Source organism: Novosphingobium sp. BL-S-21 (assembly GCF_055521655.1).
Genome location: NZ_CM145495.1, coordinates 2,029,650 through 2,047,072, shown reverse-complemented (window position 1 = coordinate 2,047,072; position 17,423 = coordinate 2,029,650). Strand labels below are relative to the sequence as shown.

Below are 17,423 nucleotides of genomic sequence, written 5' to 3'. Positions count from 1 at the left end.
GCGCTCTGCTTGTGGCCGGGACTGTGACAAAGGCCGGAATTTCCCGAACCTAGCGTTTCGACTAGCAGTCCCCGCGGCCGCGCGGCGTCTAAGCTGCGCGGATGGGAAAGGTCAGACAGATAGTCCTGGCGAGGCGGCCGCAAGGCGTGCCCGTGGGGGAGGATTTCCGCCTTACGGAAACCGAATTGGCACCGCCCGGACCGGGCGAGTTCCTGGTGGCGATGCGGGTGGGCTCGGTCGATCCCGCGATCCGGGGCTTCCTTGACGACCGGCCCAGCTACGTCGAGCCGGTGGCGCTGGGCGCACCGATCAAGGGCATGTCGCTGGGCGAGGTCGTGGCATCCCGGCATGCGGACTATCCCGTGGGCACTTTCGTGCGCGCTTTCGCGACCTGGTCTGACCACTACGTTCTTTCCGGCGAGGCCTGGGGGCTGGAAAAGGTCAACCGGCAGACCGATACCGAACTGCATCACTACATGGGCGCGCTTGGCCCGGTGGGGTTGACGGCATGGGTCGGCCTGTTCGCCGTGGGCGAGGCGAAGCCGGGCGAAACCGTGGTGGTCAGCTCCGCCGCGGGCGCGACCGGTTCCACCGTCGGCCAGATCGCCCGGGCGCGGGGCTGCAAGGTGATCGGCATCGTCGGCTCGCCCGAGAAGGCGCAAGTGATCCGCGACCTCGGCTTCGACGCCGCCATCGACTATCGCGCCACGCCGGACATCGCCGCCGAAATCGCCAGGGCCGCGCCCGAGGGCGTGGACGTCTATTTCGACAATGTCGGCGGCGAAGTGCTGGAGGCGGTCCTGCCGCTGATGCGTCTTCATGGCCGCGTCGCCGTCTGCGGCATGGTCGGCCAATACAACGATGCCGACCATCCCCACGGCGTGCGTACGCTCTGGCAGCTCGTCGTCAACCGCATCCGCATGCAGGGCTTCATCACTTACGACTACCCGCAAGTGTTGGGGCAGGCGCAGGCCGAGCTGGACGCCTGGGTGGCGGAAGGCAAGCTGAAGCCGCTCGCCAATGTGCGCGACGGGTTCGAGACGCTCCCCCAGGCCTTCATCGACCTGATGTCGGGCCGCACCATAGGAAAGACTCTTGTCCGGATCTGAGACCATGAGCGAAACCTGGCATCCCCTGCTTGCCGAGGCCGATTTCCCCGAAGAAGGCAAGCTGGCGGCGCGCGTGGCCGGGTGGAGCGTGCTGGTGCTGCGCACCGAGGAAGGCTTCAATGCCGTCAACGATCGCTGCACCCACCAGGCGGCGCGGCTCTCCGGCGGGAAAGTGCGGCGCGGCGCGATCATGTGCCCGCTGCACGGCGCGCGGTTCGAGGCGGCGACCGGCCGCTGCATCGGCGGTGCCTATGCGGACTTGCGAAGGTTCGAACTGCGGATCGCGGACGGCATGATCGCGGTGGCCGTGCCCGATACCCCGCCCGGCCCAGACGAGCGCCCGGTGGAAACCTGAAAAGCGCCGGTGCCGCCACGATGTGCCCGGCAGGCATGGGCGGACCGATTTGCGAGAACCAGAACAGGAGACGACGATGCCCTACACCGGACCGTTCGAGGACCGCCTCGCCATTCGCGAGCTGCTGGAGACTTATGCCGATGCGGTGACGCGCCGCGATGCGGAGGACTGGGGCGCGACCTGGGCCGAGGATGCCGAATGGTCGCTGCCGGACTATCCCGAACTGGGCACGACGCGGGGCCGCCCGGCCATCGTCGCCATGTGGACCGAGGCGATGAAGGCCTATCCCGGCATCCTGTTCCAGGCCTGGCCCGGCTCCATCGAAGTCTCCGGCGACAGCGCGACAATGCGCAGCTACACGGCGGAAGTCTATGACCACGACGGCGTGACCAAGCGCGACCGCGGCGTCTACGAGGACCGCTGCGTGAAAGTGGACGGGCGCTGGCTGTTCAGCAGCCGCTCTTTCCGCAATGTCCACCGCCAGCATGGGCCGAAGGGCTGCTGAGAAGGGCAGGGCTGCCATGACGATCCTTGGGCCGATATTCGCGTCTTCCCCCGCTGCGGATTGCGCCAAATCCGGAATCGACGCCGCGCATCCAAGCGCGTAGAGCGCAGACATGACCTCGCAGATAACGATCCGCCGCCCCGACGACTGGCATGTGCATCTCCGCGATGGCGAGATGCTGGAAGCCGTCGTCGGCTATACCGCGCGCCAGTTCGCGCGCGCCATCGTCATGCCCAACCTCACGCCGCCGGTCATCACCGTCGCCGCGGCAGAGGCCTATCGCGGGCGTATCCTGGATGCGCTGCCCGCCGGTGCGGACTTCACGCCGCTGATGGTCTGCTATCTCACCGATGACGCCGATCCGGCCGAAATCGCCCGCGGCTACGAGCAGGGCGTGTTCGCGGCCTGCAAGCTCTACCCCGCCCATGCCACCACCAATTCCGCCCATGGCGTCACCGATATCCGCAAGCTCACCGGCCTGCTGGAAACCATGCAGCGGATCGGCATGCCGCTGCTGATCCATGGCGAAGTGACGGACCGCGATATCGACATCTTCGACCGCGAGGCCGTGTTCATCGAGCGCGTGCTGACGCCGCTGGTGCGCGACTTCCCCGCGCTGAAGATCGTGCTGGAACACATCACCACGGCCGAGGCGGCCGAGTTCGTGGCCAGCAGCGGGCCGCAGATCGGCGCGACGATCACGCCGCAGCACCTCATCATCAACCGCAACGCCATCTTCGACGGCGGCATTCGCCCCCATGCCTATTGCCTGCCCGTGGCCAAGCGCGAACGGCACCGGCTGGCAGTGCGCAAGGCGGCGGTCGCGGGTTCGCCCAAGTTCTTCCTGGGCACTGACAGCGCGCCGCACGGCATCGGCCGCAAGGAAGCCGCCTGCGGCTGTGCGGGCATCTTCAACGCGCCCTATGCGATGGAAAGCTACGCGCAAGTCTTCGACGAGGAAGGCGTGCTGGACCGGCTGGAAGGCTTCGCGTCCGAGCATGGCCCGAACTTCTACGGCCTGCCCCTGAACGAAGGCACGGTGACGCTGAAGCGCGAGGACGTGACCGTGGAGGACGTGGTGACTCACGGCGACATCCGCGTCGTGCCCTTCCACGCGGGCGAGACCATGCGCTGGCGCTTCGTCGGCTGAGCGCCTGACACCGCCTTTTGCGCTACGCCACGGCGCGCGGTGGAAGCGGATAGGAAAAGGCCCGGCCTCCTTGCGGAGGACCGGGCCTTTTCCTTGCGCGGGGATCAGAACTTCTTGGTGACTTCGACCATGACCGTGCGGGGCAGGGTGCCGAAGCCGAGCTGGTCGGCCTTCACCCCTGCCGGCGTGCCGGTGCCGCTGCCAGTGGAAGGACCGTCGACCACGCCGGTGACGTAGAAGCGGTTGGTGAGGTTCTTGCCGATCACGGCCAGCTGCCAGTTGTCGTCTTCGGCCCCGAAGCGGATGCCCGCATCGAGCGTGACGTATTTGCCCTGCTTCGAAAGCGGATTGCCGAAGGCCGAGGCATAGTAGCTGTCCGAGTACTTGGCATCGACGTTCATGCCCAGCTTCATCGCCGAGCCGACCGCCATCTCGTAGTTGATGCCCAGGTTGCCGGTCCAGCGCGGTGCGACCGAGAGCGACTTGCCGCCGAGGTCCTGGCGGCTGTTGCCCGCCAGGTTGCAGCCTTCCGCGGGGGTCTGCCCGGCGTAGCAGGGGGCCAGCGGGAAGTCGGTGTAGCGGGCCTTGTCGTAGTTGATGGAGCCGTGCAGGTCGAGCCCGGGCACGCCATTGGGCGCGAACTGGAATTCGGCTTCCACGCCCTTGGTCCGCGCATCGGCGGTCAGCGTCTGGAAGGCGAAGATCGGCGAGTTGAAGAAGTCCACCTGCAGGTTCTTGTACTTGTAGTTGAAGGCCGTGACGTTGAAGCGCAGCTGGCGGTCCAGCAGGGTGGACTTGAAGCCCAGCTCGTAGCCCTGCGCCTTCTCGGGGTCGAACGTCAGGTCGGCGTTGGGATCGGTCGACAGCTTCGAATTGATGCCGCCGTTGGAGAACCCGCCCGACTTGTAGGCGGTCTTGTACGCCGCATAGACCATCAGGTCGTCGGTCGGCTTCCAGGTCAGCGTCGCTTCCGGGGACCAGTTGGTGAAATGCTGGCGCGCGGTCACTTCGCCCAGCCCGTCGGGGTCGTTCCGGTCGCGGAAGATGCCGGTCAGCAGGGGGTTGTTGTAAGGCTGGGTGAAGAAGCTGTTCTTGGTCTCGTCCGAATAGCGCACGCCGCCGGCCAGTTCGAGGGTGGGCACGATCTTGTAGGTGAGCTGGCCGAATACGGCCATGGTCTCGCCCTTGGTGAAGCTGCTCTTGGCGCTGGCGACATATTCGAGACCGGCCGGCGCGGCCGAGTTGGAGACGCCGCCGGTCATCACGTATTGCTCGAAATCGCGCTTGGTCTTCTGGTAGAGCATGCCCAGCATCATGTTGAACGGCCCGTCGAACTGCGTAAGGGCGCGGAATTCCTGGCTGAAGGCCTTCCACGAGGAGTTCTCGGTCGCCCAGGTGCTGCCCGGGCCGGTGCCGCTGTTGCTGGACTGGAAGTCGCAGGCGCAGGTCCAGCGGTTGTTGTTCCACTGGTAGTTGGTGACGGAGGAGAGCTGGAGCAGGTCGGCGTCATACGTCACGTTGAGCGTGCCGCCCGCCGAACGGTAGCGGTTGTAGAGCTGGCCGTCCTTCTTGGCGAAAGGATAGGTGGCGGCGACGTCCGCCGGCATGTTGTTCTGGTGCGTGACGAAATCCTTGCCGCAGGGATAGCCGTTGAGCTGCGAGGTCTGCCCGTTGCCGCAGGCATAGGCCACGTAGTTCCACGAGGAATTGTTGACCTCGTTGAAGTCCACCGTGCCCTTGAGGCTGACGGTCAGGCGGCTTGTCGGTTCCCATTTCAGAGTGCCGCGGGCCAGGAATTCCTCTTCGCCCGGCGCCTTGTGCGCGGCAGGCGTGGCGATATGCGAGGTGGGATTGCCATTGCCGCCTGCCAGGATGCTGACGGCATCGATGTCGGTGAAGGTGACGTCTTCGGCGACGTTGCGATAATAACCGCCGTCCATCTTGGAATAGCGCGCAGCCAGGCGAATGCCGAGAGTTTCGGTCAGCGGCATCGAGGCATAGCCTTCGACGCGGTATTGCTGGCTGCGGAATTCGTAGCCGCCCTTGATCTGGAACTCGGGCGTGGGGGTGGGATCGGCGGTGGTGATCGAGATCACGCCGGCCGTGGCGTTCTTGCCGAAGAACAGCGCCTGCGGGCCTTTCAACACTTCCACGCGGGCGAGATCGAAGAAGCCCTCCTGGATCACGCGGCCCTGCCCGTAATAGGCCCCGTCCACCACGACCGCCACCGATTGCTCGATGCCGATGGAGGTCGAGGACGAGCCGATGCCGCGCAAGGTGAGCTGCGCGCCCGAGCCGTTGGACGCACGCCCGACGTTGAACTGCGGCGCGATGGCGGCGATCTTCTCCACGCTGGTGATATCGCGCGAGGCGATCTGTTCGGCGGAGATCGCGGTGACGGCCACCGGCACGTCCTGCGCGGTTTCCTGTCGCTTGCGCGCGGTGACGATGATGTCGTGGATGCCGCCTGTCGCCACGGGGCTGCCGGTGGTCGATTCGCCCTGCGTTGCCGGGGGCGCGGCGCTCGGCGTCGATGGGGCTGTATCCTGCGCGGCGGCGGGCAGCGCCATGAGCGTCATGGTCAGCGTCGTCGACGTGAGCAGGATCGATTTCGAGAATCGCATTTCAGGACCTCCCACATGTTCTTCTTGTCCTGCCTTGGTAGGCCCGGCGGCGCGCGCGGCGGCCTGTGCAAACGGATAGTCCTATCAGTTTGCACAGGTGGCGGGCCGGGGCGGCGCGGGCGACGGTGGCGGTTCGGCCCGCGCGGCCCATGGAGAGGCACCTTGACCGGCAATCGTTTCTGGCGGCTCGACCGTCATCCCGAAGGCAATAGGGATTTCGCCCGTTTCCTGACCCTGTGCGAGGAAGCCCCGGCGCCGCTGGCACCCGGCGAAGTGCGCATTGCCACCGCGTGGCTGTCCATGGACGCGGGCACCCGCATGTGGATGAGCCCGCGTACAGACGGCTATCAGCCGCCCTTGCCGCTGGGCGCCAGGATGGTGGGCCTGGTGCTCGGCCGGGTCAGCGAGACGCGCGATCCTGCCTTTCCGGTCGGCACCCTGGTGCGCGGCTTCGGGCAATGGGCGGAACAGGCGGTGGTCGTGCCTGCGCTCGCCGGGCTGGAAGCGGTGGACGAGGGGTTGGCCGATCCGCGCCAGCACTTCGGCGCGCTGGGGATGAATGCCTGGACGGCCTATGTCGGCGTGAAGGAAGTGGCGGCGGTGCGCCCCGGTGAATGGCTCGCCGTTTCCGCCGCAGCCGGAGCCACCGGCAGCCTGGCCTGCCAGGTCGGCCGCAATCTCGGTGCGAAAGTGGTGGGCATCGCCGGCGGCGCCGAGAAATGCCGCTGGCTGGTCGAGGACCTGGGCGTCGATATGGCCATCGACTATCGCGGCGAAGACGTGGCGGCGCGGCTGGCCACGATCGACGGCGGGATCGGCGCTTTCTTCGACAATGTCGGTGGGCCGATCCTCGATGCGGTGCTGCCCCATATGGCGCACTACGGGCGGGTGGCGATCTGCGGCATGGTGGCGGGCTATGACGGCGATGCGCCGATGCCCGGGCCGACGCGCTTCGACCAGATCCTGATGCGGCGCCTGCGGGTCGAGGGGTTCTTCATTCCCGACTTCCTGGAGCGCGGCGCCGAGTTCCTGCCGGTGCTGCGCGGGTGGCTCGATGCCGGGAAGCTGGCGATGCGTTTCGACGAGACGGCGGGGATCGAGAACGTGCTCACCGCCTACGAGCGGATGCTGACCGGGAAGAACATCGGCAAAGTGGTGGTGAAAGTGGCCTGAAGGCGGAACGCGCGGTTCATGGAAACGTCGCCCCGGATCCGATCCGGGACGACGCGATCCACACTCGTCCTTTCCCGACCGCGCCGGTCACATCGCGGTGACGCCCCCGTCCACCACGAATTCGCCGCCGGTGATGTAATTGGCTTCATCGCTGGCGAGGAACAGGATCATGTTGGCGATGTCCAGCGGCGCGCCCATGCGCTTCATCGGGATCGAGGCGACGATCTCCTTGAAGCCTTCCGGGTTGTCGCTGCGGGCGACGTCCTGCATGGCCGTCTCGATCATGCCGGGGTGAACCGAGTTGCAGCGGATGCCCTCGGCCGCGCATTCCATCGCCACCACCTTGGAGAAGATCCGCACCCCGCCCTTGGCCGCGCCGTAGGCTCCGCACATCGGCACGCCCACGAGGCCGCCGATGGAGGAGAGGTTGACGATCGATCCCCCGCCGCCGGTCTTGCGCATCAGCTCCACGGCCCGGCGGGTGCCCAGGAATACGCTGTCGAGATTGACCTTGTTCTGCTTCTCCCAGTCGGCCAGCGACAGCGCGGTCAGCGGCTTGAGCACGGCGATGCCGGCATTGTTCACCAGCACGTCGAGCCGGCCGTGGCCTTTCTCGATGGCCTGGAACAGGTCTTCCCATCCCGCTTCGCTGGTCACGTCCTGCGCCAGCGCCTCGGCCTGGCCGCCGGCATCGCACAGGGCCGCCGCGACGCTTTCGGCGCCGCCCGCGTCAAGGTCGGTGACATAGACGAAGGCCCCTTCTTCCGCGAAGCGCCGCGCGGTGGCGGCGCCCAGGCCGCGTTCGTTCCCGGCCCCGGTAACCAGCGTGATCTTGCCTTCCAGACGACCCATGCTTTCGATCCTTCCAAATTGCCTGCCGCTCCTGAACCAGGAGCTAGAATTTCACGCCGACCGTGGCGCCGTATGTCCGCGGTTCCAGCGCCATGCCGAACGAGAACAGCCCGGCGACGGTGAAGGCGTGAGTGGTGGTCTTCTCGTTGAGGAGGTTGCGGCCGAACACGCGGAAGTAGGCTTCCTTGTCGCCGATATCGAAGTTGAAGGTCAGGCTGCTGTCGACCAGATCCTGCGTGGTGGTGCGCACGCGCGGGTCGTTGCCATTGACCACGACGCTGGTGACCGTGCCGGCGCTGTCCGTCGCCAGGGTGAGCGGCCCGAGCGAGATCTGCTCGTCATAAGGGCTGATATGGCGCCAGCCCGCCGTGGCAACAATCTTGCCGAAGCTGGTGGGCACCGAATAGTCGGCATTGACCGAGCCGGTGAACTTGGGGGCGTAGATCAGCCTGTTGGCGGAATAGTCGAAGGGCACGATCAGCGCGCCGTTGATGCCGTCGGTCACGAAGTTGCGGAAGTGGGACTTCATGTAGGCGGAGGAGGCGGTGATCGTCAGTTCGGGCGTGATGCGCAAGGTGGCATCCATCTCGATGCCCTTGATGATCGCGCCGCCCGGCACGTTGCCGGTGATCGTCTGGTTGCCCAGCGGGCCGCCCGGCACGGTCAGGTTCTGCTGCATGTCCTTGTAGTCGGAGATGTAGCCGGCGATGTTGACTTCCACCCGCTTGTCGAAGGCGGCAAGCTTGGCGCCGATTTCATAGGCATCCACCGTTTCGGGCTGGAACGGCGTGCCGGCGGTCTGCGCCGTCGCCGCGCGCGGGCTGAAGCCGCCCGAACGGTACCCGCGCGACCAGGAGGCATAGAGCATCACGTCGTCGTTCGGGCGATAGTCGACGCCGATCTTGGGCGTGAACTTGGTGAAGTTGGCATCGCCCGAGCCGATCAGCCCGGCCTGCGCGAAGCTGTTGGTCAGCTTCTTGTTGTCATGCGACCAGCGGCCGCCGAACGAGAGGCGCCACTTGTCGGCAAAGGCCCAGTTGAAGTCTCCGAAGAAGGCGTAGCTGGTAGTCTTGCCGACATTGGTCTGGGGATTCTGGTCGAATTCCATCGGCGGGATCGAGGGATCGAAGCCGAAGAAGCGCGTCCACTGGGTCAGGTCGTACTTCGAATGGAAGTAGTAGCCGCCCACCACATAGTCGAAACCGGTGAAGAGATTGCCCGCCGCGCGCAGTTCCTGGCTCCACTGGGTATAGTGCTGGCGGCGGTCCACGTAGTAGAGATCGGTGGAGGAACCGTCGAAGTCCTGGGTCTGGGCTTCCTTGCTGTGGCGCCAGCCGGTGATCGAGCTGAGCTTCACCGCGCCCAGGTCGTAATTCATCTGCAACGTGGCGTTGGGCGCACGGTACTTGCTCTTCGCGGGAAGCGTGAAGACGGTGTAGAGATCGCTGGTGTTGTTGCGGTTGCACTCGTTGGCCGGGATCAGTCCGCAGAACAGTTCGGTGCTGTTGGTGAGGTTGCTCACCACCGGCTCGAAGTCCTGCACCACGTTCTCGACGCTGAGCTGGGCGTCGAAACCGCTGCCGGTGGGCTGGAACAGCAGGCTGGCGCCGTAGCTGTCTCCCTTGCTGCCGCCCGCGCGGGTGTCGCGGATGGCGTTGTGGTAGAAGCCGTCGGATTCGTTGTGGAAGTACCAGCCCTTGATGCCCCAGGTCTCTCCGTCGCCGTAATTGACGATGGCCTTGGCCGCCCAGGTGTTCCAGCGGCCATAGGTGAATTCGGCCTTTACGCCGGGTTCCATGGTCGGCTTGGTGCGGGTGATGTTGATGACGCCGCCGATGGTGTTGGCGCCGAACAGCGTGCCTTGCGGGCCGCGCAGAACTTCGATCTGGGCAATGTCGAACGCGTCCTGGAGCTGGCCGGTGCTGGTGCCGATCGTCACCCCGTCCACCACCACGCCCACGGTGGGCGTCTGGGACTTTTCGATATCGGCGTAAGTCAGGCCGCGGATCGAGATATTGGCCGCCTGCGCGCCCGAATTCTGCTGGGTGATGAGCAGGCCCGGTGCCGCGCCCTGCAAGTCGCCGATGTTGACGGCCGCCTTGTTTTCCAGCATCGCGGCGTTGACCGCGGTGATGGCCACGGGCGTGGACTGCAGCGTTTCCGCGCGGCGGCGGGCGGTGACGATGATCTCGGTCGCGCCGATGGGAGATGGCTGCGCGGCGGCTTCCGAAGTGGGGGCAGGTGCCTCTCCCGGAATTTCGCTTTGCGCCTGTGCCGGAGATACGATGCAAGTGAGCGCGCTTGTCGACAATGCGACAAGCCACGCTCCGCGACGACGTGCGGATGCCATTGGTTTCCTCCCTCTCCCCGACTATTTGTGTAGCCGACTTTACTTGATCACTATGCTACGATTTCGAGAGATACCCGAACTGACCATTTGCACAGGTGCGGCGGGGCCAGTGAACGACAAGTCAAGGCAGGCTGGAGAGGAGAACCTTGTCATGACTGCCAACCGCCGTTTCCTGCTTGCGCGCCGCCCCCGGGGAGAACCCGCAGCGGAAGACTTCGCCCTTGTGGAAACAGCGGTGCCGGCGGCTCCGCCCGGCGGTATCCTGGTGCGCAACCACTACGCCTCTCTCGATCCCGCGCAGCGCGGGTGGATGGACGATGCGCCGAGCTACATGCCGCCGATCCCGCTGGGCGATGCGGTTCGCGCGACCACGGTGGGCGTGGTGCATGCCTCGGACAATCCAGAGTTCCGCGTGGGTCAATGGGTGATGGGGCTGAACGCGCTGGAGGACTATTCGGTGGCGATGCCGGGCGGGTTCACCATGGCGATCGACATCGCTGCGGTGGCCTCCCCCTCGAACTATCTCTCGGCGCTGGGCGCGGTGGGGCTGACGGCCTATTTCGGCCTGCTGGAAGTGGCCCAGCCGCGCGAAGGCGAGACGCTGCTGGTGTCCGGTGCGGCCGGAGCAGTGGGGTCCGCCGTGGGCCAGCTTGGCAAGATCGCCGGTTGCCGGGTGGTCGGCATCGCGGGCGGGGCGGAGAAGTGCCGCCGCCTGATCGAGGACTACGGTTTCGACGCCGCCGTGGACTACAAGGGCAAGGACCACGCAGCCCTCGTCGCCGCGATTGCCGAAGCGGCGCCGGACGGCGCCGATATCGTGTTCGAGAACGTGGGCGGGCCGGTGCTGGAGGCGGAAGTGTTCAACCTCGCGCTTCATGCGCGGATCGTGCTCTGCGGACTCATCAGCGAATACAACGCGCCGGAGAAGCTGGGCCTGCGCAATCTCTGGCAGGTGCTGACGCGGCGGGCGACGGTGCACGGCTTCCTGATCGCCGACTACGCCCACCGCTTTGCCGAGGGCGGCGCGCAGATGGCGCAGTGGCTGGCGGAAGGCCGGCTCCGCGCGGATGAGGACGTGCAGGAAGGGCTGGAGAACGCCTATGCGGCGTTCATGCGGCTGTTTTCCGGGGCGAATACCGGCAAGCTGGTGCTGCGGATCGCCTGAGCGCGGGCCTGCGAGCGGCCGATCAACCGAAGACCTCGTCGCTCCGCGCGCCACCGCGAAAAAAGACGGCGGACCTTGCGGTCCGCCGTCAGCTCCGTGCTTGGAGGGTAACGCCTAGAACTGCACGCGCTTGGTATAGCCGCCATCGACCACGACATTGGTGCCGGTGGTGTAGGACGAGGCTGCGCTGGCGAGGAAGACGATGGTGCGCGCCACTTCCTCCGGCCCCCCCCAGCGGCCCAGTGCGAAAGCGGCTTCGGTGGCCTGGTAAAGCTCGGGCATGGCCTGGCCGATGGCTTCCCAGTTGCCGCCGGGGAACTTGATCGGGCCGGGCGAGACGCAGTTCACGCGAATGCCCATCGGGCCGACCATCTGGCTGAGCTGACCGGAATAGGCGATCAGCGCCGCCTTCATCGCGTTGAAGGCCTGGGGCACGATGAACGTCTCGGTCCCGGCGGTGGAGGCCATGATGACGATGGCGCCGGCGCCCGATTTCTCCAGCCAGGGCTGCAAGGTCTCGCAGCCGAGCACGGTGCCCTTGATGTCGGCGGCGAAGCAGGCTTCCCAGTCTCCGGTCGCGCCGGAGCCGGAGGCGCTGGCGCCGGGCACGAACACGTCGCAGCCGCCGAGCTTTTCAGCGGCGGATTTCAGCCATTCGACGTAAGCGTCGTGGTTCAGCATGTCGAGCGCCTCACCGACCACGATGCCGCCGTGGCGGGCGAGCGACTCGACGGTTTCCGCCACTTGTTCGGCATTGCGCGAGAAGAATGCGATGTCGCAGCCCTCCTCCGCGAAGACTTCCAGCGCCGCACGGCCGATGCCGCGGCTGCCGCCGGTGAGAATGACTTTCTTGCCCTTCAGTCCAAGATCCATGGCTGCCTGTCCTCTGCCTTCGCGCGTTGTTCTGTGCGCCGGTTGTCGCCTCTCGAAGGGGCGGGGGCCACTCCTATTTTGGTCAGGAACGGCGCGCCGCCCGCCGTGCTAGCCCCATGGAACAACCGGGAGAGAACGATGGGACGACTGCAAGGCAAGCGCGCCGTGATTCTGGGCGCCAGCAGCCCGGACAACATGGGCCAGCACATCGCCCGGCGCTTCATCGCGGAGGGCGCGCGCGTGCTCGTTTCGGGCCGCAAGGAAGCGGTTCTGGCCGAGTTCTCTGCGCGCAACCACTGCGAATGGGCCGCGTGCGACCTCACCGACGCGCAGAGCGTGGAGGGGCTGGCCGAGACCGCCGCCGCGAAGCTGGGCGGCATCGACATTGCCCTCAACGCCACGGGCTGGGGGCTGCTGAAGCCGTTCCTGGACACCACGCACGAGGACGTGATGGCGATGACCATGCTCCAGTACGTCGGGCCGTTCCATTTCTTCCAGGCGATCCTGCGGCGCATGGCGCGCAGCCGGGGCGGCGAGGGCGGCTCGATCATCCAGATCAGTTCCGCCACGGCAACGATCATGCTGGACGACCACGCCGCCTACATGGGCACCAAGGCGGGGACCGACCATGTGATCCGCTGCGTCGCCAACGAGTTCGGGCGCGAGGGCGTGCGGGCAAACTCGATCTCGCCGGGTCTGACCGATACGCCGATGACCGCCGATGCCAAGCAGGTGCCCGGCCTGTTCGACGCGTTCCTCGCCGGCTATCCGCTCGGCCGCATCGGCACGTCCGACGACATCGCCGCCGCCGCCGTCTGGCTCGCCAGCGACGAGTGCTTCATGACCGGCGAGAATCTGCAGGTGAACGGCGGCCTGACCTTGCGGCGCAATCCGATGAAGAGCGAGATCGACGCGGCCGTGGCGGCAGCCATGGAAGGATAGACCGGGGGCGGTTCCGCCCGGATCAGGTCCCGGGCGGCGTCACCGCACGCACATCTTCGCCCGCACATCCTCACGCAGCAGGTCCTTGCGCACTTTGCCGGAGGCAGTGCGCGGGAAATCCTCGCGGAATTCGAAGCGCTCCGGGATCTTCTGCCGCGCCAGGCCGCTCCCCGCGACATGGGCGGCCAGATCCTCGGCTGAAATCAGGCCCTCCGCCGCGATCACGTAAGCGCAGACGCCTTCACCCAGCCGCGCATGCGGCATGGCGACGACGGCCGCCTCGCGCACAAGCGGATGGGCGTGGAGCACGTCCTCGATCTCCTTGGCGGAGATATTCTCGCCGCCGCGGATGATCAGGTCCTTCTTGCGGCCGGTCACCGTGATTGCCCCCTCGGCCGTGCGCACGCCGAGGTCGCCGGTGCGGAAGAAGCCGTCCGCGGTGATCGCCTCGCGCGTCTGGCCGGCGTCGGCATAGCCCAGCAACATGCCGGGCCCGCGCGCAAGGATTTCGCCCTCCTGGCCATCGGGCAGGGCGTGGTCCTCGTCATCGACGATGCGGACCTCGTAATCGACCACTTTGCCGTCGGTAATGGCGGCCAGGTGCTCGTCGCGCGGCCAGCCGAACGTCACCAGCGGCACTTCCGAGGCACCGAAGACGCGGAAGGCGCGGCACTGCGCGAAGGCGGCGTTGGCAGCGGGGATGAGGTCGGCCGGAACCGCCGCGCCGCCGCAAGCGAAGAAGCGGAACGAGGGAAGCGGATTGCCCGATTCGCGTGCCGCCGCCGCCAATTCGACCAGGAACGGGGTCGCCGCCACCGTGCCGACCAGCCGGTGCCGGTCGATCAGTGCCAGCGCCTCGCCGGCGTTCCAGCTTTCCATCAGCACCGTGCGCGTGCCGCAGACGAAAGGCGCTTCCAGTCCGTTGGCATAGCCGGAGACATGTGTGACGGGCGAGGGCATCAGCGCCGCCTCGCCGGACGCGAAGCCCCAGTGCGTGGCGCTTGTCCGCAGGATGCGGGCGATGGACACATGGCTATGCAGCACGCCCTTGGGCCTGCCGGTGGTGCCCGAGGTGTAGAGAACCATCTTCACGCCCAGCGGATCGACGGCGGGCCGGTCGAAGCGAGCGCCGCGCCCTTCCGCGACCAGCGCGGCATAGTCGTTTCCGCCGCTGTCGCGCACCGTGAAGACATGGCGCAAGTCCGGCAGATCGGCGGCGATGCGCGCGGCCATGGCGGCATAGTCGAACTTGCGGAAGGCGGCCGGCACGAACAGCGCGGCGGCGCGGCAGTCGGCCAGCATCTGCGTGACTTCATGGTCGCGGTAGATCGGCACGATCGGGTTGACGACCAGGCCCGACATCGCGGCGGCCAGGTTGATGACCATTGCCTCGCGCCAGTTCGGCACCTGGAAGGCCAGCACGTCGCCCGGCCGCAATCCGCGCGCATGGAGCGCGGCCGAAAGAGCCTCGGCATCGGCCAGCGCCTGCGCGCGGGTGACGGAAACATCGCCGTCGACCAGGGCCACGAAGTCTGGGTCCGCCTCGGCCAGCGCGGCGGCCTGCTGCGCGATCGTGCGTTCGTCCCAGACGCCGGTACCGGCATAGGCGGCAAGGTGCTGCGGCGGCGTTTCGGGCCACGCCCAGGGGCTGTCGTTCCTCTCCATCATCGCCGATGACTGCCCTTGCCGGTGGTCGCGGCCAACTGGCCAAAGTACCAAGCTTTCTGTTCGACCTATCACCTTGCGCAGCTTGCCGCCACTCGCGGCGGCGCACAGGATCGCAGCCGATAACGATGCGGGAGAGGACCGAGTGGACCGCGTGAAGCAGATTGGCGATGTCGCCGAAATCATGCTCGACTATGTCGAGAACAGGAAGACCTTCCAGACGGACCGGACGTTCAAGGTCCCCACCGCCAGCTATACCGACAGGGACCAGTTCAACGCCGAGATGGAGCTGGTGTTCAAGCGCGTGCCGCTGATGCTGGCCTTCACGGCGGAAATGCCCAGGCCCGGCGATTACAAGGCGATGGAGGCCGTTGGCCTGCCGGTGCTGATCACCCGCGACAAGCAGGGGCAGGTGCGCGCCTTCCTCAACGTCTGTTCGCATCGCGGTGCGCCCGTGGCCGCCGACGGACACGGCAACTGCGCGCGCTTCACCTGCAAGTACCACGCCTGGACTTACGGGGCGGACGGCCGCCTGCTCGGCATTTCCGAGGCGAGCACGTTCGGCCAGGTCGACAAGGCCGAAATGGGCCTGCGCCAGCTTCCCTGCGAGGAGCGCAGCGGCATGATCTTCGTCTGCCTCACGCCCAATGCGCCGATGGACCTCGACAACCATTTCCGGGGCTTCCTGGAGGATTTCGACGCGCTGGACTTCGCGGACTGGACCTATCTGGGCAACCGCACCATCGAGGGGGCGAACTGGAAGATCGCTTTCGACGGCTATCTGGAAGGCTATCACTTCCAGTCGCTCCATCCCGAAACGATCTTCCCGCGCACGCCGTCCAACTGCACGCATTACGAGGGCTTCGGGCCGAACATCCGCATCGGTTTTCCCCAGCACTCGATCGCCGAGCAGCTGAAGGACGTGCCGCGCGCGGAATGGGGTAACAAGGAGAACTATGGCTACGATTTCGTGCGCATCTTCTTCCCCAATGTCTCGATCTTCATCGCGCCGGAGATCACCCAGGTCGCCCAGCTCTTCCCGGGGTCGACGCCGGACCGCAACCGCACGGTGCTGAACTACCTGCGCCGCGATCCCATCCGCGACGAGGCCGACCGCGAGGGCGTGGAAGCGGCCATGAACTTCTTCCGCGATGTGACCTATCAGGAAGACTACGTGATCGGGCTAGAGATCCAGAAAGGCCTGGAATCCGGCGCACACGACGACCTGACTTTCGGCCGCAATGAAAGAGGCAACCAGTACTTCCACGAATGGCTGAACTGGTACCTCCAGGATGACGCCTCCCTTCCCGAACCGCAGATGTAGGGCGGGCGGGACAGATGGCGCGCAAGCTCTCGCTCGCCTCGGGCGTGCTGCCCGAATTCGGCGCGGTCGACGTGGTGGAGGCCGGTGCGGCGACGGGTTTCGACGCCGTCGGTCTCTGGATAGACCCCGAGACATGGAGCGCACAGCACACCCGCGAGGCCCGCGCGGCGCTGGCGCGCACCGGGATGCCGGTGCTCGACGTGGAAGTGGTGTGGATCAAGCCGGACTCCGCGCTGGACGATCATCGCCGCGTGATCGATGTGGGCGCGGAGCTCGGCGCTGGGAACGTGCTCTGCGTTTCCTCCGATCCCGACCACGGCGCCGCGGCGGCGAAGCTGTCAGCACTGTGCCGCCATGCCGAGGGTTCCGGGATGCGCGTGGCGCTGGAGTTCGGCATCTTTACCGAGGTCCGGAACCTGAAGCAGGCGCTCGCGGTGATCGGGCGCGTGGATCATCCGCTGGCGGCGGTGCTGGTCGATCCCATCCATGTCGACCGCTCGGGCACGACGGCGGCCGAAGTGGCCGCGATCGATCCGGCGCTGCTGCCTTATGCCCAGTTCTGCGACGCGCGGGCGACGCGGCCCGATCCCGCCGATTTTGCCGCCGTGATCGCCGATGCCGTGGACTTTCGCGAGCAATGCGGGGAGGGCGCTCTGCCCCTGGCGGCGCTGCTGGAAGCGCTGCCGGCGGACGTGCCGCTCTCCATCGAACTGCGCTCGGCTGCGCTGCGCGAGGCGTTCAGCCATCCGACCTTGCGCGCCAAGGCCGTGCTCGATGCCACGCGCGGCTGGTTGGACAGGCTGGCATGACCGTCACCGTCATCACCCTGCTCAAGCGCCGCGAGGGCATGAGCCGGGAGCAATTCCGCGCCTATTACGAAAGCCACCACCGCCGCATCGGCGAACGCGTGCTGGCCGGCCATGCCACGCGCTACGTGCGCCGCTACCTCGCCCCGCTCGACGGCGTGGACCAGCCTTGCGATGCCGACGTGGTGATGGAGATCGACTTTTCCGACGAAGCTGCGCGCGATGCCTGCTTCGCCGCCCTGGCCGAGTCCGAGACCCAGGCGATGATCGCCGAGGACGAGGCGCGCCTGTTCGACCGCGAGCGGATCCGGGCTTTCAGCGTAAGCGAGTCGGTGTCCGCCCTCGATCCCTAGTCGGGAGGCAATGCGTCGAACATCGGCAGGCCGTCGCAGATCGGGTCCCAGTCGGCCTTGGAACCGGCGAAGATATGCGCGCTGGGCCGGATGGTCGGGCTGTCCAGCAAAGTGCCCAGCGTCACATGGACATATCGCTGTTCGCGAACGAGGGAGAACAGCAGCGATCCGCAGCGC

Annotated in this window: 16 protein-coding genes; 10 read left to right on the top strand and 6 right to left on the bottom strand. The window is 66.6% G+C overall.

Annotated features, from left to right (window positions below):
• Nucleotides 1–101: 101 nt before the first annotated feature.
• The 4 genes from ACZ1J6_RS08170 to pyrC all read left to right on the top strand — a co-directional run bounded on the left by ACZ1J6_RS08170 (nucleotide 102) and on the right by pyrC (nucleotide 3,119).
• The gene (locus ACZ1J6_RS08170; protein WP_465127276.1) at nucleotides 102–1,109 is read left to right on the top strand and encodes an NADP-dependent oxidoreductase; all 1,008 of its coding nucleotides are present in this window, start codon (nucleotides 102–104) and stop codon (nucleotides 1,107–1,109) included.
• A gap of 4 nt (nucleotides 1,110–1,113) precedes the next feature.
• The gene (locus ACZ1J6_RS08165; protein ID WP_465127275.1) at nucleotides 1,114–1,464 is read left to right on the top strand and encodes a Rieske (2Fe-2S) protein; all 351 of its coding nucleotides are present in this window, start codon (nucleotides 1,114–1,116) and stop codon (nucleotides 1,462–1,464) included.
• A 76-nt stretch (nucleotides 1,465–1,540) separates the two neighbouring features.
• A complete protein-coding gene (locus ACZ1J6_RS08160) occupies nucleotides 1,541–1,969 on the top strand; it encodes a nuclear transport factor 2 family protein (RefSeq protein ID WP_134093394.1) in 429 nt (142 codons plus the stop codon).
• Between the two features lie 112 nt (nucleotides 1,970–2,081).
• A complete protein-coding gene (gene pyrC, locus ACZ1J6_RS08155; RefSeq protein ID WP_465127274.1) occupies nucleotides 2,082–3,119 on the top strand; it encodes a dihydroorotase in 1,038 nt (345 codons plus the stop codon).
• Between the two features lie 104 nt (nucleotides 3,120–3,223).
• On the opposite strand, the gene ACZ1J6_RS08150 is transcribed toward pyrC, so the two are convergent.
• A complete protein-coding gene (locus ACZ1J6_RS08150; protein ID WP_431568862.1) occupies nucleotides 3,224–5,743 on the bottom strand; it encodes a TonB-dependent receptor in 2,520 nt (839 codons plus the stop codon).
• Nucleotides 5,744–5,905: 162 nt separating this feature from the next.
• On the opposite strand from ACZ1J6_RS08150, the gene ACZ1J6_RS08145 reads away from it, so the two are divergent.
• On the top strand, nucleotides 5,906–6,916 hold the full coding sequence (locus ACZ1J6_RS08145; protein ID WP_431568863.1) for an NADP-dependent oxidoreductase: 1,011 nt from the start codon (nucleotides 5,906–5,908) through the stop codon (nucleotides 6,914–6,916).
• Between the two features lie 87 nt (nucleotides 6,917–7,003).
• On the opposite strand, the gene ACZ1J6_RS08140 is transcribed toward ACZ1J6_RS08145, so the two are convergent.
• Together ACZ1J6_RS08140 and ACZ1J6_RS08135 are read right to left on the bottom strand one after the other, a co-directional pair.
• Nucleotides 7,004–7,768, bottom strand: coding sequence for an SDR family NAD(P)-dependent oxidoreductase (locus ACZ1J6_RS08140; protein ID WP_431568864.1), 765 nt, complete (start codon nucleotides 7,766–7,768; stop codon nucleotides 7,004–7,006).
• A 43-nt stretch (nucleotides 7,769–7,811) separates the two neighbouring features.
• Nucleotides 7,812–10,118: a TonB-dependent receptor gene (locus tag ACZ1J6_RS08135; RefSeq protein WP_431568865.1), complete on the bottom strand. Its 2,307-nt coding sequence runs from the start codon at nucleotides 10,116–10,118 to the stop codon at nucleotides 7,812–7,814.
• Nucleotides 10,119–10,269: 151 nt separating this feature from the next.
• On the opposite strand from ACZ1J6_RS08135, the gene ACZ1J6_RS08130 reads away from it, so the two are divergent.
• Nucleotides 10,270–11,283 (top strand): NADP-dependent oxidoreductase, encoded by a 1,014-nt coding sequence (locus ACZ1J6_RS08130; protein ID WP_431568866.1) that lies wholly within the window; start codon nucleotides 10,270–10,272, stop codon nucleotides 11,281–11,283.
• Nucleotides 11,284–11,397: 114 nt separating this feature from the next.
• Here the strand turns inward: ACZ1J6_RS08130 and ACZ1J6_RS08125 are convergent, their stop codons facing one another.
• On the bottom strand, nucleotides 11,398–12,156 hold the full coding sequence (locus ACZ1J6_RS08125) for an SDR family NAD(P)-dependent oxidoreductase (RefSeq protein ID WP_465127273.1): 759 nt from the start codon (nucleotides 12,154–12,156) through the stop codon (nucleotides 11,398–11,400).
• 138 nt (nucleotides 12,157–12,294) lie between these two features.
• On the opposite strand from ACZ1J6_RS08125, the gene ACZ1J6_RS08120 reads away from it, so the two are divergent.
• On the top strand, nucleotides 12,295–13,098 hold the full coding sequence (locus ACZ1J6_RS08120) for an SDR family NAD(P)-dependent oxidoreductase (protein WP_465127272.1): 804 nt from the start codon (nucleotides 12,295–12,297) through the stop codon (nucleotides 13,096–13,098).
• A gap of 39 nt (nucleotides 13,099–13,137) precedes the next feature.
• On the opposite strand, the gene ACZ1J6_RS08115 is transcribed toward ACZ1J6_RS08120, so the two are convergent.
• Complete coding sequence (locus tag ACZ1J6_RS08115; protein WP_465127271.1) at nucleotides 13,138–14,766, bottom strand: AMP-binding protein; 1,629 nt, start codon at nucleotides 14,764–14,766, stop codon at nucleotides 13,138–13,140.
• Nucleotides 14,767–14,908: 142 nt separating this feature from the next.
• Here ACZ1J6_RS08115 and ACZ1J6_RS08110 point away from each other — a divergent pair, with 142 nt between their 5' ends.
• Genes ACZ1J6_RS08110 through ACZ1J6_RS08100 form a run of 3 tightly spaced genes read left to right on the top strand, consistent with a single transcriptional unit; the run spans nucleotide 14,909 to nucleotide 17,246 of the window.
• Nucleotides 14,909–16,087: an aromatic ring-hydroxylating oxygenase subunit alpha gene (locus ACZ1J6_RS08110; protein WP_431568870.1), complete on the top strand. Its 1,179-nt coding sequence runs from the start codon at nucleotides 14,909–14,911 to the stop codon at nucleotides 16,085–16,087.
• Between the two features lie 14 nt (nucleotides 16,088–16,101).
• A complete protein-coding gene (locus ACZ1J6_RS08105; RefSeq protein WP_431568871.1) occupies nucleotides 16,102–16,896 on the top strand; it encodes a sugar phosphate isomerase/epimerase family protein in 795 nt (264 codons plus the stop codon).
• A complete protein-coding gene (locus tag ACZ1J6_RS08100; protein ID WP_431568872.1) occupies nucleotides 16,893–17,246 on the top strand; it encodes an EthD domain-containing protein in 354 nt (117 codons plus the stop codon). The genes ACZ1J6_RS08105 and ACZ1J6_RS08100 overlap by 4 nt, the downstream gene beginning before the upstream one ends.
• Here the strand turns inward: ACZ1J6_RS08100 and ACZ1J6_RS08095 are convergent.
• A complete protein-coding gene (locus ACZ1J6_RS08095) occupies nucleotides 17,243–17,371 on the bottom strand; it encodes a hypothetical protein (protein ID WP_465127270.1) in 129 nt (42 codons plus the stop codon). The two genes, ACZ1J6_RS08100 and ACZ1J6_RS08095, sit on opposite strands and share 4 nt — an antisense overlap.
• Between the last annotated feature and the right edge of the window lie 52 nt (nucleotides 17,372–17,423).

Excerpts from the sequence above, each read along its gene's own strand:
- ACZ1J6_RS08170 (WP_465127276.1), top strand. The coding sequence starts at position 102 with ATGGGAAAGGTCAGACAGATAGTCCTGGCGAGGCGGCCGCAAGGCGTG.
- ACZ1J6_RS08165 (WP_465127275.1), top strand. The coding sequence starts at position 1,114 with ATGAGCGAAACCTGGCATCCCCTGCTTGCCGAGGCCGATTTCCCCGAA.
- ACZ1J6_RS08160 (WP_134093394.1), top strand. The coding sequence starts at position 1,541 with ATGCCCTACACCGGACCGTTCGAGGACCGCCTCGCCATTCGCGAGCTG.
- pyrC (WP_465127274.1), top strand. The coding sequence starts at position 2,082 with ATGACCTCGCAGATAACGATCCGCCGCCCCGACGACTGGCATGTGCAT.
- ACZ1J6_RS08150 (WP_431568862.1), bottom strand. The coding sequence starts at position 5,743 with ATGCGATTCTCGAAATCGATCCTGCTCACGTCGACGACGCTGACCATG.
- ACZ1J6_RS08140 (WP_431568864.1), bottom strand. The coding sequence starts at position 7,768 with ATGGGTCGTCTGGAAGGCAAGATCACGCTGGTTACCGGGGCCGGGAAC.
- ACZ1J6_RS08135 (WP_431568865.1), bottom strand. The coding sequence starts at position 10,118 with ATGGCATCCGCACGTCGTCGCGGAGCGTGGCTTGTCGCATTGTCGACA.
- ACZ1J6_RS08130 (WP_431568866.1), top strand. The coding sequence starts at position 10,270 with ATGACTGCCAACCGCCGTTTCCTGCTTGCGCGCCGCCCCCGGGGAGAA.
- ACZ1J6_RS08125 (WP_465127273.1), bottom strand. The coding sequence starts at position 12,156 with ATGGATCTTGGACTGAAGGGCAAGAAAGTCATTCTCACCGGCGGCAGC.
- ACZ1J6_RS08120 (WP_465127272.1), top strand. The coding sequence starts at position 12,295 with ATGGGACGACTGCAAGGCAAGCGCGCCGTGATTCTGGGCGCCAGCAGC.
- ACZ1J6_RS08115 (WP_465127271.1), bottom strand. The coding sequence starts at position 14,766 with ATGATGGAGAGGAACGACAGCCCCTGGGCGTGGCCCGAAACGCCGCCG.
- ACZ1J6_RS08105 (WP_431568871.1), top strand. The coding sequence starts at position 16,102 with ATGGCGCGCAAGCTCTCGCTCGCCTCGGGCGTGCTGCCCGAATTCGGC.
- ACZ1J6_RS08100 (WP_431568872.1), top strand. The coding sequence starts at position 16,893 with ATGACCGTCACCGTCATCACCCTGCTCAAGCGCCGCGAGGGCATGAGC.